The sequence below is a fragment of the Psychrobacter sp. GTC18467 genome (genome assembly GCF_055397455.1).
Map to the genome: position 1 here is coordinate 850,183 of NZ_AP038920.1, position 15,570 is coordinate 865,752.

Sequence of the window (15,570 nt, forward strand, 5' to 3'; positions counted from 1 at the left end):
TTTGTGATTTGGTGGCGCGGTCAGTGTAATGATGACGCCTAGCAGAATTTATCCAAGCTTGCCGTAATAAGAATCGATAGGCAGAAATTATTTTTGACATTTTTTTTGACATTTTTGCTCTATTTTTTCTTACAGGCTTTTACTTATAATGCTTGTAGCTGATAATCCTTTTGACATTTCTTTTGACATTTTAGGGCTAAATATTATGGCAGAACACGCTAAAGAGTGGCTTGACGAGCAAACGCTGAGGGTTATGACCTATCGGTCTGGCGCATTCACCTTTACGCTTGGCTGCTTGCCCGATAAAGGGCTGTTAAATCGTATTGATGACGCGCAGTTACGATTCAATAAAACGCCAAAAGTGGCAGAAATCATCGATGAGATACAAGATAGAGTCCTTGTAAGTAGTGTTTACAGCACGAATACGATTGAGGGCGGGGAATTTAGCGAAGAAGAAACCAGTCAAATTTTACATACCACTCCAAAAGAAATTCAGAAAACTGCTGAAAAACGGCTATTTAATCTCAAAGATGCGTTGCTATGGGTTAATCAGCGCCGTAATCCGCAGTTTGAACCTATGCTTGGCAAGCCGTTTTCATTAGCTGATGCCTCACAGCTTCATGCTTTGGTATCAAAAGACTTGAACGAGGGGCATAATCCCGTTGGGCCATTTCGTAATAATGAAAAATGGCAAAAAACCTATGTGGGTAACGTGGAATCCGGCGGACGCTATCAGCCACCAAAATGCCTTGAGGATATTGAGTATCTGCTAGAGGCTTGGATTGAGTGGTTAAATAGCCCTGCTATTATCAATCAGCACGTTATTGTTCGGGCAAGTTTGGCGCATTACTATTTTGAGCTGATTCACCCATTTTGGGACGGCAACGGTCGGACGGGGCGCTTGATTGAAATGCTTATTTTTGAACAATCAGGGTATCAGCTGTCATCATCAGCGATTTGGCACTATTATCAAAAAAATATTCATGAATACTTTGCTTTATTCAATCATTGCCGTAAACAGGCGAAAGCCAAAGCCCCCTTACCTAATCAGCCTTTTATTGATTTTGTGATGGAGGGAATGCTACAGACGATTAATGAGCTGCATGACCAATGCAATCAGCTTATTGGGTTTTTGCTGTATCAAGGCAGCTTAAATACTGCTAAGTTCAAAAAGGTGATTTCTGAAAGGCAATTTAATGTCATTATGGTTATGATGGGATTGAGTGATTTTTACAGTCCTGCTGAGCTGTTGAGAACCCCTCAAGTCAAAGCGTTATATAGCAATCTCACTGACAGGACTTTTTATAGAGACATACAATCACTGCTAGATAATGGCTTTTTGTTTGAGCAAGACGGCAGGCTGCTACTGGCAATTTAAAACCGTCTTTTTCAACTGTTTTTGTAACTACAGCTTTGGTAGATTTGAGCAAAAAAATAGAGCAGCAATAGCAAAATGTTGTTAAATATGATGTTAAAAATATTATCTACTTATCTCAAATCCTTGCCAACAAAGGTTTTAAGAACTTAGGTTGTTTCCCGCCGGGCGCACCACTCCCTATAATTCTGCATTTCCTAGCGTTACCTCAACTAATAATTTTCTTCATAAACTTCCACCGTTTCATAATCGTAGCTGTCATCATCATTAGTGGCAGCAGGCTCTTCGATAACCACAGTGTCTTCAGCATAGTCATCACGAACGCGAATGGTGCTTTGCGTGGTCGGCGCTTTTGTGGGTTCAGGCTTTGGCGGCAAGTCGCTCATACTTTGGCGGCGGTTCGCGGTTTCCCAAGTCGCGTCCATGCCGTTTGGCTCTTCAATAATAACATCATCAAAACCATCATAATGCGCCATCATGGCAACGTCCGCTTGATTTTCTTTATCAATTTCAATCATAGCGGCAATCATCGCAGCGGCACTGCCAATATCGCCCACGTTGTAGCTTTGGTTTTGATTTCCCGATTCATCGTAAGACGTGCCAATGTCATAATAAATCGGCGCTAAAAAGCGATTGCCGCGAAGCTCACTAAAGCGGCTAATGACCTCGGCGTCGATACCAAATAACGCCAGAGTGTCACTATAAATGCCGCTATTGAGTATCCTAAAAATTTGACTGGCAATATCAGGGGCGCTGCCCTCATCCCCAAGGTAGCGAATGTCCAAATAAGCGCTGCAATCCACGCGACCGTCCTCACGGCGGCTTGGCTCGGAGATGTAATCCACACCGATTTTCACGCGGCGCAGCAGGGCTTGGCTTATTGGGTCATCGCCTTGAACATTGATACTGGTGTCACGCGACCGCTTAATCACGTTGTCTTTAATCCCTTGGACAACCCAAGGCGCAATGCAAGGATTGGTGATGGTGGCGGCATTTTCGGCGGGCTGATTGTCGTCTTTTGAAGCGCTATGACCACAAGCAGTAAGTAGCGCGGCGGTGCTGACCCCCAAGCCAAGCAAGGATACTTTAAGCAAAACGACAAGTGAGCGTGACATGAACCGACCTTATTTTTTAGATAAAAAATGATATGCTAAATCAATCGGCGCATTATCGCTTATTTTACTAACACAATTCTAGTATTTAGGTGGGTTTTAAGGTTAAATCATGGGCAAGGGTGCTTTGCGACGGCACTTGATGATAGTTCAATACCAACGCATCCCCAAGCTTGCGCTGACCTGCTGCCACTTTTTTATCTATAGTAATCATGGCGATTTTTTGTCCAGACTTACTGACAATCAAATGATTGGGCTTTTGGGTAACGCGGACATCAGTAAAGCTTTGCTCAATAAGTCGCGCCGTTTTTTGTAAAGCGGGGTTAGGCTTTGGCTTAGACGTTTTGTTTTTGTCATCACCGCGCCGTTTGGCAACCAACCAAAGCGCAAGAATAACCACAATCAATATGACAAGCCACCAAATACCGTCTATCATCAATCAATCCGTCCAAATATAAGCCATTTTGAAAATCGAGGTGGGGTTATGGTAGCAGAATTATCCGCGCAAATAACGGCGCAAATTAAGCAGGCTGCAACAATGCTCAAATCAGCTAATTCAATCTGTGTGCTGACAGGGGCAGGCGTTTCTGCTGAAAGTGGTATCCCGACGTTTCGCGATAAGCAATCGGGGCTTTGGGAAAAATTTCGCGCCGAAGACTTGGCAAGTCCTGACGCGTTTGCCCGCGACCCCAAACTGGTTTGGTCGTGGTATCAATGGCGACGCCAACAAGTCATCGATAAAAAGCCTAATCCTGCCCATTTAGCCCTTGCCCAGTGGCAAAAGTCGGCGGCAAATACGGGCATTCATTTTACCCTAATCACCCAAAACGTCGATGATTTGCACGAACAAGCAGGAAGCGACGTTTCTCATTTGCACGGCAGGCTTTGGCAAAATCGCTGTAGCCGTTGTCAAAATCTATCAAAACAATCACCCAATCCAAGCGAAAACGCCAAGCAAGCGCTTGATGATAATTTGGTGTATTGTGAGATTTGCGGCGGCTTGCTGCGACCTGATATCGTTTGGTTTGGCGAAGCACTGCCCGAAACAGAGTGGCAAATTGCCGAAAACGCAGCAGCAGAATGCGCGGTGTTTGTCAATATTGGCACCTCAAGCTTGGTCTATCCGGCGGCAGGGCTTGCGCAAATCGCTCGTCAGCACGGCGCTCAAGTGATTGAAATCAATCCGCACCCAACGCCCAATACCATCGTTAATGTGACCATTGCTGCCCCTGCCGGTCGCGCCTTGCCGCAACTGCTAAAGCAAATCAGCGCCCTATAAAACAATTCTACCAAAAACCCCTACTAAAAATGGTTTTAGCAGGGGCTGTTTATTTAACTGTTTGACTAACGAAACTCTTACGCTACTGCGCTACCGCAAGGTCAACCTTGTTAAGGTACTCTTGTTTTAACGCCTCACTAATAAATGACGAGTTAAACGAGTTTTTGACCAATTTAATCACGTCCTCGCTAGTGAGCGGTAAATTTTCGCAGATATTAATGAAGTTTTGGTTCAAATAACCTTTAAAATAGGCAGGGTCGTCTGAGTTGACACTGACATTTAAGCCAAAATCGAGCAGCTGTTTGATGTTGTGCTCTTGATAATTATCAAACACCTTAAGTTCGATGTTGGAATTTGGGCAAACGGTCAGCGGGATTTGCTCTTCTTTTAGGCGCTGCATCAGCTCAGGGCTTTTGATGGATTGCACGCCGTGGTCGATTCGGCTGATTTCTAGCAAATCAAGCGCCTCATAAATATAAGAAAAATCGGCTTCCTCGCCAGCATGAGCCACCAGTTTAAAGCCTTCTGCTTTGGCTTTTTTAAACACGTCTTTAAATTTTGACGGCGGGTTGCCGATTTCTGAGGAGTCAAGACCGACACCGATAATGTCATTTTTAAATGGCAGCGCTTCCTCAAGGGTGGCAAAGGCTTCGTCTTGGGATAAATGGCGTAAAAAACACATGATGATGCAAGAGGTGATGCCAAATTGCACTTTAGCATCGCTTAGCGCTTCTTTGATGCCGCTAAGCACCGTTTCAAAGGCAACGCCCCGTGCGGTATGAGTTTGCGGGTCAAAAAATATCTCGGTGTGAATGACATTATCTTCCACGCATTTAAGAATATACGCCCAAGTCAACTCATAAAAGTCGTCTTTGGTGATAAGGACGTTGGCGCCGGCATAATAAATATCTAAAAAGGTTTGTAAATTGGTAAAGTTATAAGCTCGGCGAACATCGTCGATATCTTTATAAGGGATTTCGATTTGGTTTTTTTTTGCCAATTTAAACATCAATTCTGGCTCAAGTGAGCCTTCAATGTGTAAATGCAGCTCCGCTTTTGGCAATTTTTTTATCAGCTCAATCATTCTGCTCTCCCACCATGATTACTTTTTAAATCAGCTCAATCAGTAAAAACTTAGGTTAAGAATACCACAGAATCAGACAGCTCATTGCCCGTAGGGTCATTTTCTAAATAATAATATTGCCGCAGCAGTTGACCGATTTCATCAAGCAGCTCGCAAAGGCTGTCCTCAAATTTTTGATTGCTCATGCCGGCGACCGCTTTGTCACACATGGCGCGCCAAATGGTCGGGCTGACGTGCTGACTGATGCCACGGTCAGCGATGATGTCGAGACTTTTTTCGCAAATATTGACATAAACCAAAACGCCAGTGTTTTCTTCGGTATCCCAAACACGGTAGTCGCTAAATAAATTGATGGCGCGCTCGCGGCAGGTTAAATGATAGGCGTCCGGAATGGGCAGCTGATTTTCAATAATTAAAAACACCTCACCGCGATGACCGCGCTCAGCCTCGGTGATTTTCGCGCTTAAGTTGGCTTTTACGGTCTGATTCAACCAGCGGCTGTGCAGCATCGGCACAAACAACGCCTGACGCCACAAGCGGGCAAAGCTTGGTTTGGATTCAGTTAGATTTGGCTTTGCCATGATTCATATATCCTCAACATCGTTCGCAAAAAAAGCAAACCCAAAGGCAAAAAACATAGGGCGATAAGTCAGCTTTTATCAGCTTTATTTTAAATATGCTAATTTGGCACTGAGTTTACCACGAACCGCCGGCGCCGCCACCGCCAAAGCCGCCGCCGCCCCCACCGAAACCGCCACCACCAAAGCCGCCACCCCCAAAACCGCCGCCGCTACTGCCGCCGCCAAAGCCTGGCATAAAGATAACGCCGCCACCGCCGCCGCGACCTCCACGCCCCCCGCGACCGCCACCGCCGCGAGAAATTAAAAACAACCAAATAAAAATGGTCATAATTAAGGTCATAAAAAACCCGCCGCCAAGCGCTAGTGACCCCACAAAAAAGCCGCCGGAGGTGAGCAGCGACCCCAAAAAGCGACCGAAAATTGCAGTGATGACGTTGCCAAAAATCATCGCCATAATAAATAAAAAGATGCTCGATGGCGTATCACTGTCTTGTTTAGCGCGCTCAGCAGCTTGAGCATCAGCGCGAGCAAGCACCTCGGGGTCTGCTTTTAGCCGAGCTTCAAGGGCGCTAATTCCTGCACTCAGCCCAGCAGCGTAGTCGTTTTGCTTAAACAGCGGCGTGATATTTTCGCGGATAATGCGCTTCACAGCAGCATCGGGCAACGTGCCTTCAAGACCATAGCCAGTTAAAATATAAATATTACGGTCATTGACCGCAAGCACAATCAGCAGCCCATCATCGACATCTTTATTGCCAAGTTGCCATTTGTCCGCCACTTGCAGCGCGTAGTCAAACATCGGCAAGCCATTGGTCGTCGGCACAATCACTACTGCCGCTTGAGCTAGCCCCGACTGATAAATGTCTTGCAGCTGCTGGGTGAGCCGCTGCTTTTCACTGCTGGTTAAAATATTGGCTTGGTCAACGACCGGCTCATTTAAAATCAGTTTATCGGCATCAACGCTTTGGGCGCTTGAGGTAACTGGCGGCTTGGTTGGCGGGGGATTTACTGTCGGATTTTGCGAATCTTCGCGCTGAGTGATGGCGTCGTTGTTTAAGATACTGTCATTTAACGCGTCATTATCTAAAGCCTCACCAAGCGCTTCATTATTTTGCCGCGCTTTGGCGATGGCGACCAAATCATCAGCGCTATGGTTGCTTAGGTTTAAGCCGTTGCCCTCAGCAGCGACAGCAACATCAGAAGCCGCAAGCGCCTGCCCCATTCCGCCTAAGCTTAAGCTCAATATCAGTGCTGCTTGTACTGCTTTTGCCTGTTTCATTCGACCAAACCACCTCAAGGGCATTTTTACCAACTTATCCCTGTCATTGTCAAAAATAAAAAATATTTTCAAAATTTGTTATTTTCAAAAGCTCATTGCTCAGTTGCCAATGTCGCCAACCGTTTTTATTCAAGATTTTCTAAAAACACCAACTATTTATTATCATCCCCAAAATCAACCGTTGGCGCGGTTGAAATTTGTGCCTCATTCGCCACGGTAAAGTTTGGTTTCGGCTGCATGCCAAAGACTTTTGCCGTGATGTTGGTTGGGAACTGGCGAACCGTGGTGTTATAGCCTTGAACCTCTTGAATGTAGCGGTTACGAGCTACCGTAATTCGGTTTTCCGTGCCCTCAAGCTGCGCCTGCAAATCTTGAAATAACGCATCGGATTTTAAATCTGGATAACGCTCAGAAACCGCCATCAGCCGTGACAGTGCGCCACCAAGCTCCGATTGCGCGGCAGCGTAACGCTCCATGGCTTGTGGGTCATTAAGCACCTCAGGGGTGATATTGATGCTTCCTGCCCGCGAGCGTGCAGCGGCAACCTCAGTCAATACCGATTTTTCTTGGTCGGCGTATTGCTTGACCACTTTCACCAAGTTTGGCACCAAATCGGCGCGGCGCTGATATTGGTTGACCACCTCAGACCAAGCTGCCGTCACTTGCTCATCTTGGGCTTGCAAATTATTATAGCCGCAGCCGGTCAAACTTACCGAACCGGTCGCCAAAACAGCAGACAAAAACAGCGGTTTTAATAACTTGGCAGGGTGCTTCATTATCGATTTGCCATAACTATTGACAAAATCATGCGACATAACTTTCTCCTAATTCCTCTTAAACGCTGATGGGGCGCTTAATTTTTAATCTTTCTTATGCTGCTAATAATGGCGCGATAACTTGAAATTTACAATTCACCGTTACCAAAACACAACCGCAAGCCCCCAATTACTGACGATTTTGGAGGATTTCAGCTTATCATCAACGCCAGTTTTGCCAACCTTTTTTAGCCATTTTTCAGTAGCCTTGAGCGCGAATTTTGCGTTATTTACTCTGTATTTTGACCACAAAAATTTGAACAATAAATGTCTTATTTATAAAAACGATAGCATTTAAATCACTATAAACCTTAGGTTTAATTTTAAAAAACTGCGAGGCAATCCCTGCTTAGTTCATAACTATAATTTTTGTTATATAAAAAAAATTGCTAGTAATCAATTTAAAACTATGGCAAATTGCAGTTACGTAGCGGTAGGTTTTAGCAATATTTAGAAGCAATTAGAAGTTAAATCAATGATTTAATATGATTTTACGGCTAAAAAAGCTTAATTTTCCTAAAACCTAATGGCTGATTAAAATGATAACACCCTCCTCAAGGGTGAATAATAGCTCAACATTAAAGCAAAACGTTAAGCGTTCGAGCAAAAGTGATGGGGGTTATTTTGGCAATGGTTAGCCAGTGATAAGGCAACTTTTGCGGATAACTCAAAGGTCAATGGGCTACTTTTCACCACTTTGAGACACATTGAGGACGACGACATGGAAAATTTTGTAAATATAGTCAATGGGATTATTTGGAGTCCGGCACTGGTGTATCTGTGTTTGGGCGCAGGATTATTCTATTCCATCATGACGCGCTTTGTTCAGGTGCGCTTGTTTGGCGAAATGATTCGCTTACTGTTTAAGGGCAAAGCCAGCGCCGATGGGATTTCATCATTTCAGGCGCTTGCGGTATCGCTAGCCGGTCGCGTTGGTATGGGAAACATTGCAGGGGTTGCCGCTGCCATCGGCTTTGGGGGTCCTGGCGCGGTATTTTGGATGTGGGTCGTTGCCTTTTTGGGTGCCTCAACCGCTTATGTTGAGTCAACACTTGCTCAGATTTATAAGGAAAAAGACGCGGTCACCGGTCAATATCGCGGGGGTCCTGCCTATTATTTTGAGCGCGCTTTAAACCAGCGCTGGTATGGGGTGGTATTTGCGGTGGCGTCCATTTTTGCTTGCGGCATGTTCTTGCCCGGCGTTCAAGCAAACGGCGTGATTAATGCGGTTACTCAGGTGATGGGTGAAGGCACGGCGATGAACATTCTTGGTATGGATGTTGGCGCGATTCGCTTAAGTGCGTTAGTTATTATTCTTGTGGTATTAGGCATCATTATTTTTGGTGGGATTAAACGTATCGCGACTTTTACTGAGTTTGCCGTACCGTTTATGGCAATTGGCTATATTGCGCTTGCCCTTATCATCATGTTTGCTAACTTTGAGCGTATCCCTGAAGTGTTTGGCTTGATTATCGGCGATGCCTTTAGTGCCCAAGCCGGCTTTGGGGCGGCGATTGGCTGGGGTGTTAAACGGGGTATTTACTCCAATGAAGCCGGTCAAGGAACAGGACCGCACGCAGCAGGCGCGGCTGAAGTTGAGCATCCTGCTCAGCAAGGATTGGTGCAAGCGTTTTCCGTTTACGTCGATACGCTATTGGTTTGTTCAGCAACCGCGTTTATGATTTTGACTATGGGAACGTACAACATTCAAGGCAAACTTCCTGCCGGTGAGTTTATCGTTCAAAATGTTCCTACCACCACTGAAATCAACTCGCCTGCCTTTACCCAAATGGCAATGCAATCGGTTTATGGGGGCTTTGGTAACACCTTTATCGCCATTGCGGTATTCTTCTTTGCCTTTACCACCATTTTGGCGTATTACTACATCGCTGAAGTGAACGTGTCGTATTTGACCCGATTTATCAGCCGAAATGCCAACCGTACCGGATTAATTTTGGTTAAAATCTTAATCATGGCAATGGTGGCTTACGGTGGCTTAAATTCTGCCGGTTACATTTGGACGATTGGCGATATTGGCGTAGGCTTGATGGCTTGGCTGAACATCGTTGGTATTTTGATTATCTTCTTTGTTGCAAGACCGACGCTTACCATGCTCAAAGACTACGAAAGACAGCGCAAAGAAGGCGTTGAGCATTATGACTTTGACCCTGCCAAATTTGGCATCAAAAATGCGCCGTATTGGGAAGAGCGCCATCTAAGACGCCAAGAAGCGCTGCGCCAAGTTGAAATCGGTCGTGAGTCGTTAGACAAAGAGCCGAAATAACTTAAGTTTAAAAGATTAAGTTTAAAAGATTAGCTTTAAAAAGATTAACTTTAACGCATTACTTTCAAAAAAATCCTAAGCTCAAGCTTGGGATTTTTTATTGCCAATCATAAAGCCCGTAAAACATTCCAAATAAAAAAGTCTGCCAAATAAAAAAGCCTGACCTACTGTCAAGCTTTTTTATGACTAAAACTTAAAACTACTGTTTTGGTAGCAAGACTTGGTCAATCACATGAACCACGCCGTTACTGGCTAAAATGTCGGTTTTGGTGATGTTTGCCTTGTTGCCGCTGGCATCGGTAATCATGTTGTCCTTGCTAATCATAAAGCTTTGACCGTTAACGGTTTTGATGTCGCTATCATAAGGGATGTCTGCCGCTTTGACTTCTTGCTCTGGAATCACATGGTAGCTTAGTACGGCTTTAAGCATTTCTTTATCTTCAAACAATTGCTCTTTGGTCATATTAAGCTTGGTCAACAGCGCTTCAAACGCGGCGTTGGTTGGCGCAAATACGGTAAAGCGACCGTTTTCTGACATCAAAGTGGTGTCAAGACCTACGTCTTTGAGCGCTTCGGTTAAGATGCTCAAATCAGGCGTTTCAGCGGCAATCTCGCCAATGGTTTTTTCAGAAACGTTGGTCGCTGCAGGGTCCATCTCATCGATGGGCTCTTCAGGAACAACGGCAGGCGCAGGCTCAGCTTCAGTGGTTGAAGCAGGCGTTGCCGGCTCAGTGGTAGCAGCGTCCGTATCGTCAGCAGGGGTGGTATTGTTGCTACAAGCCGCAAGACCAAGCATCGCGGCAATCGATAACGGGAGTAAGCTTTTTTTTAGCATAATCGTATCCTTTAGGACATGGGGTTGGTAAATTAAAATAATTAAGGTTAAGGGTAAAAATAATCTCGCTTTATTTACTTCGGCATTAAAACGTGGTCAATCACATGAATGACGCCATTACTTGCCGCAATGTCAGTTTTTATGATGTTGGTGGTGCGCCCCATCTCATCCATCAATTGACCTTTTGGTGTGACCATCAACACGTCATTGCTGAGCATCACCACATTACCAACTTTCAAATCACGACTATACATTGGCATCTTGCCATTGATAACGTGATAGCCCAAAATCTTGGTCAATAGCGGCTTGTTGGCAAAAAGCTGAGCTTTAGTCATTCCGGTTTGTTGCAAGGCTTGGACAAAGGCGTCATTGGTTGGCGCAAAAATGGTAAAGTTGGCATTTGGGTTGGCAAGCACGTCCGTCAGTCCTGCGGCTTGAACCGCCTCGACAAGGAGTGAAAAATCAGGATTGCTTTGGGCAACCTGAAGTAAATTCATATTGGTTTTTGCAGGAGTCATGGAGGTCATTGGTGTGGTTTTTTTCATTGGCATCATATTGTTACAGCCACTTAGTCCGGCAACCGCAACGCTGATAATGCCAGCAACTGCTAATTTTGATAAGGTCATGATTTGCTTCCTTAATTGTTGTTGTAATCATCAATGAACGTTGATTTGATACCTTATTAACGCGTTATCACCTTGTTATAACTATTTGCATTCTTATATCATTTTTTACTAAAGTTAAATTAGCATATAACGCTAGGGCAATTATTCTACAATTGCGCTAATATTTGTAAGCCCAATATAACTTTTGTTTAGTTTCTAGCCAAAATTATGACTTTTTAAGCATTTTTACGATTTTTTCACTTATTTCTATAAGCCTTAGTCATTAACAATGGTTTTGTCTATCAAAAAAGTTCGGTATAAAGCGCCCCAATTTTCATGGTAAAATGGCAAGTATCTAGTTCTTTTTAGCTTCTTTTTTTATCTCTTCTTTTATTAATTTATCGCCTAATTTTTCTTTGAAATAAGCAGTAATTTTATGACCACAGCCACCGCCAAACCCGCCGACCAAAAATCTACGCCCACTGCCAACCCAAGCGACTTTGAATTGACGCCGCTGGACGTTTTTAACTTTAAAGCCCAGCAAATCACCGCGCGCGAGCGTTTGATTGCGATTTTAACCCAGCGCATTATGATGCTCGATGGCGCGATGGGAACGCATATTCAGACGTATAAACTTGATGAAGCCGACTATCGCGGCGAGCGCTTTGCCAATATTTCTCAAGACGTCAAAGGCAACAATGACTTGCTCGTATTGACGCAACCGGCAATGATTCAGGACATTCACCGAGCGCACCTACAAGCCGGCGCGGACATCATCGAGACCAACAGCTTTAACGGTACGCGGCTGTCGATGGCAGATTACGACATGCAGCATTTGGTTCCGGAGATGAACCGAGAGGCAGCACGAATTGCTCGCGAAGTGGCCGACGAATTTACCCAAAAAACGCCGGAAAAGCCGCGATTTGTGGCGGGTGTCATTGGTCCAACGTCAAGAACCTGCTCGCTGTCGCCTGATGTGAATGACCCTGCTTTTCGTAACATCACCTTTGATGAGTTGGTGCTCAATTACCGCGAGGCGACGCTTGCTTTAATCGCAGGTGGCGTGGATATCATTTTGATTGAGACCATTTTTGATACGCTAAACGCCAAAGCGGCGATTTTTGCGGTGACGGGCGTCTTTGAAGATATCGGTTTTGAATTGCCGATTATGATTTCAGGGACGATTACCGACGCGTCAGGGCGAACGCTGTCAGGGCAAACGGCAGAAGCGTTTTATAATTCCATCCGCCACGCCAAGCCGTTATCGGTCGGCTTTAACTGTGCGCTTGGGGCAGATGCACTCAGGCCGCATATCCAAACCTTGTCAAACATCGCTGATACTTTTGTTTCCGCGCATCCAAACGCGGGGCTGCCCAACGAGTTTGGCGAATATGACGAAACGGCGGAAGAAACTGCCGCGCTGCTTGAAGGCTTTGCTAAAGCGGGAATTTTAAACATCGTGGGCGGCTGCTGTGGGACAACGCCTGAGCACATCCGCCAGATTGCCAACATGGTTGCCAATTTTCCACCGCGCCCCATTCCCGAAATTCCGCCTGCCTGCCGCTTGTCAGGACTCGAACCCTTTAACATCACTAAAGACAGCTTGTTTGTGAACGTCGGCGAGCGCACCAACGTGACCGGCTCTAAAAAGTTTTTGCGACTCATTAAAACCGAAGCTTACACCGAGGCGCTTGATGTGGCTCGCGACCAAGTCGAAGGCGGCGCGCAAATCGTTGACATCAACATGGACGAGGGCATGCTCGACTCCAAGCAAGCGATGATTCACTTTATCAACTTGGTATCGGGTGAGCCGGACATCAGCCGCGTGCCCTTGATGATTGACTCGTCAAAATGGGACATCATCGAAGAAGGACTCAAGCGCTCGCAAGGCAAATGCGTGGTGAACTCAATCTCTTTAAAAGAAGGCTACGACGAATTTGTCGAACGTGCCAAGCTATGTATGCGCTACGGCGCGGCAGTCATCGTGATGGCATTTGATGAAGACGGTCAAGCCGACACCGAGCAGCGCAAAATTGAGATTTGTCAGCGCAGTTATGATGTTTTGGTGAATGAAGTTGGCTTCCCAAGTGAAGACATCATTTTTGACCCGAACATTTTTGCCGTTGCTACCGGAATTACCGAGCACAATAATTACGGCGCGGACTTTATCAATGCCACGCGCTGGATTACCGACAATCTGCCTAACGCCATGGTCTCAGGCGGCGTGTCCAACGTGTCGTTCAGCTTTCGCGGCAACCCCATCCGCGAGGCAATTAACTCGGTATTTTTATACCATGCCATCAAAAACGGCTTGACCATGGGTATTGTCAACCCTTCAATGCTTGAGCTTTACGACGACATTTCAAAGGAAGCGCGCGACGCCATTGAAGACGTCATGCTTAACCGAAACCAAGGTGAATCGGGTCAAGACGCCACCGAACGGCTCATGACCATTGCTGAAAGCTATCAAAATGATGGTAAGAAAAAAGACGCCAGCGCTGATTTGGCGTGGCGTGACGATACCGTCGAAAAGCGCATCGAATACGCCTTAGTCAAAGGCATCACTACCTATATCGAAGCCGACACCGAAGAAGCACGCCTAAAATACCCAAGACCGCTTGAGGTCATCGAAGGTCCCTTAATGGACGGTATGAACGTCGTTGGTGACTTGTTTGGCGCGGGCAAAATGTTTTTACCGCAAGTGGTGAAATCGGCGCGCGTGATGAAGCAGTCGGTCGCTTGGCTCAATCCTTTTATCGAAGCGGAAAAAGTCGAGGGCGAAGCCAAAGGTAAAATCCTCATGGCAACCGTTAAAGGCGACGTTCACGATATTGGCAAAAACATCGTTGGCGTCGTTCTTGGCTGTAACGGCTACGAAATCATCGATTTGGGCGTGATGGTCCCTTGCGAAAAAATCCTTGATACTGCCATCAAAGAGAACGTTGATATCATCGGCTTATCAGGACTGATTACCCCAAGCCTTGATGAAATGGTCTATGTCGCCAAACAAATGCAAGAGCGCGGCATGGATTTGCCGCTGATGATTGGGGGCGCGACCACCTCAAAAGCACATACGGCGGTCAAAATCGAGCCGCAATATCAAAATGATGCCGTCATTTACGTGGCGGATGCTTCGCGCTCGGTCGGCGTGGTCACTAAATTGTTATCTAAAGAAAACCGTCAAGAATTAATAAATGAAACTCGCGAGGACTATATCAAAGTTCGCGAGCGCTTGGCAAAACGTCAGCCCAAAGCCGCCAAACTGTCCTACGCTGAGTCCATCGAACTTGGCTTTCAATTTGACTGGGACAACTACGCGCCGCCGACCCCAAATCAGCTTGGCAAAGTGGTGCTTGAGGATTATCCAATTGCCAACTTATTGCCCTTTATCGACTGGACGCCGTTTTTTATCTCGTGGGGACTTGCCGGAAAATATCCCAAAATCTTGCAAGATGACGTCGTTGGTGAAGCAGCAACGGATTTGTTCGACAACGCGCAAACCTTGCTTGATAAATTAATCAATGAAAAGCTCATCACCGCAAAAGGCGTGTTTACCCTTATGCCTGCTCGCCGAACCGGCGCGGATACCATCACCGTTTTTGACGCTGACCCCAATCACGGCGGCAAAGCGACCTATCAGTTTGAGCATTTGCGCCAACAAAGCGACAAAGCCAGCGGCAAGCCCAACTTTAGCCTTGCCGACTTTATCTCGCCCTCAACCAATCATACCGACTATTTGGGCGGCTTTACCGTGACCATCGTCGGCGCTGAGCAGCTTGCCGAGGACTACAAGGCGGCAGGCGACGACTATAACGCCATCATGGTGCAAGCGCTTTGCGACCGCCTCGCCGAAGCCTTTGCTGAGCACCTCCATAAGCTCATCCGCACCGAATACTGGGGCTATCAGCCAGATGAGGCGCTTGATAACGAGGCGCTCATCAAAGAAAAATACGTCGGTATCCGCCCTGCCCCCGGCTACCCTGCCTGCCCTGAGCATACCGAAAAAGGCAAGCTGTTTGACTGGCTTGGCACGACGGACGCTATTGGAACGCGCTTGACCGAAAGCTTTGCCATGTGGCCGGCCTCCTCAGTCAGCGGCTTTTACTACTCGCATCCGGAAAGCGTTTACTTTAACGTCGGTAAAATTAGCAGCGACCAGTTAGAGAGCTATGCCGCGCGAAAAGGTTGGGATTTGAAAACGGCTGAGAAGTGGTTAAATCCGAATTTGTAGGATTACTTTCGTAGGCTCTACGATTATTCTTGCCCTAAAAAATGGCTAATAATTGATTATTAGCTATTTTTTTAGGTCTTATAATATTTT

The 15,570-nt window shown here is 46.1% G+C and carries 12 protein-coding genes; 4 read left to right on the plus strand and 8 right to left on the minus strand.

All coding sequences use genetic code 11. The features are described from left to right. Nucleotides 1-205: 205 nt before the first annotated feature. On the plus strand, nt 206-1,378 hold the full coding sequence (locus tag ACZ5XY_RS03595; RefSeq protein WP_464743045.1) for a Fic family protein: 1,173 nt from the start codon (nt 206-208) through the stop codon (nt 1,376-1,378). 209 nt (nt 1,379-1,587) lie between these two features. Here ACZ5XY_RS03595 and ACZ5XY_RS03600 read toward each other — a convergent pair whose 3' ends face one another. After that, nucleotides 1,588-2,490: a hypothetical protein gene (locus ACZ5XY_RS03600; protein WP_464743047.1), complete on the minus strand. Its 903-nt coding sequence runs from the start codon at nt 2,488-2,490 to the stop codon at nt 1,588-1,590. Between the two features lie 85 nt (nt 2,491-2,575). Then, nucleotides 2,576-2,923: a hypothetical protein gene (locus ACZ5XY_RS03605; protein ID WP_464743049.1), complete on the minus strand. Its 348-nt coding sequence runs from the start codon at nt 2,921-2,923 to the stop codon at nt 2,576-2,578. Nucleotides 2,924-2,971: 48 nt separating this feature from the next. On the opposite strand from ACZ5XY_RS03605, the gene ACZ5XY_RS03610 reads away from it, so the two are divergent. Next, nucleotides 2,972-3,766 carry an NAD-dependent deacylase gene (locus ACZ5XY_RS03610; RefSeq protein ID WP_464743051.1) on the plus strand — a complete coding sequence of 265 codons (795 nt, stop codon included), beginning with the start codon at nt 2,972-2,974 and terminating at the stop codon, nt 3,764-3,766. 82 nt (nt 3,767-3,848) lie between these two features. Here the strand turns inward: ACZ5XY_RS03610 and ACZ5XY_RS03615 are convergent, their stop codons facing one another. The 4 genes from ACZ5XY_RS03615 to ACZ5XY_RS03630 all read right to left on the minus strand — a co-directional run bounded on the left by ACZ5XY_RS03615 (nt 3,849) and on the right by ACZ5XY_RS03630 (nt 7,486). Next, the gene (locus tag ACZ5XY_RS03615) at nt 3,849-4,850 is read right to left on the minus strand and encodes an adenosine deaminase (protein WP_464743053.1); all 1,002 of its coding nucleotides are present in this window, start codon (nt 4,848-4,850) and stop codon (nt 3,849-3,851) included. A gap of 50 nt (nt 4,851-4,900) precedes the next feature. Next, complete coding sequence (locus tag ACZ5XY_RS03620; protein WP_464743055.1) at nt 4,901-5,431, minus strand: TPM domain-containing protein; 531 nt, start codon at nt 5,429-5,431, stop codon at nt 4,901-4,903. A gap of 115 nt (nt 5,432-5,546) precedes the next feature. After that, entirely contained in the window at nt 5,547-6,710 is a 1,164-nt protein-coding gene (locus ACZ5XY_RS03625; protein ID WP_464743057.1) for a TPM domain-containing protein, read from the minus strand. Nucleotides 6,711-6,862: 152 nt separating this feature from the next. Beyond that, complete coding sequence (locus tag ACZ5XY_RS03630) at nt 6,863-7,486, minus strand: LemA family protein (protein WP_464743729.1); 624 nt, start codon at nt 7,484-7,486, stop codon at nt 6,863-6,865. A gap of 760 nt (nt 7,487-8,246) precedes the next feature. Here ACZ5XY_RS03630 and ACZ5XY_RS03635 point away from each other — a divergent pair. Then, nucleotides 8,247-9,809: an alanine/glycine:cation symporter family protein gene (locus ACZ5XY_RS03635; protein WP_464743059.1), complete on the plus strand. Its 1,563-nt coding sequence runs from the start codon at nt 8,247-8,249 to the stop codon at nt 9,807-9,809. Between the two features lie 199 nt (nt 9,810-10,008). On the opposite strand, the gene ACZ5XY_RS03640 is transcribed toward ACZ5XY_RS03635, so the two are convergent. Next, nucleotides 10,009-10,644: a fasciclin domain-containing protein gene (locus ACZ5XY_RS03640; RefSeq protein WP_464743061.1), complete on the minus strand. Its 636-nt coding sequence runs from the start codon at nt 10,642-10,644 to the stop codon at nt 10,009-10,011. Nucleotides 10,645-10,718: 74 nt separating this feature from the next. Beyond that, entirely contained in the window at nt 10,719-11,270 is a 552-nt protein-coding gene (locus tag ACZ5XY_RS03645; RefSeq protein WP_464743063.1) for a fasciclin domain-containing protein, read from the minus strand. A gap of 415 nt (nt 11,271-11,685) precedes the next feature. Between ACZ5XY_RS03645 and metH the strand changes: the two genes are divergently transcribed. Next, nucleotides 11,686-15,480, plus strand: coding sequence for a methionine synthase (metH, locus tag ACZ5XY_RS03650; protein WP_464743065.1), 3,795 nt, complete (start codon nt 11,686-11,688; stop codon nt 15,478-15,480). Nucleotides 15,481-15,570 lie beyond the last annotated feature (90 nt).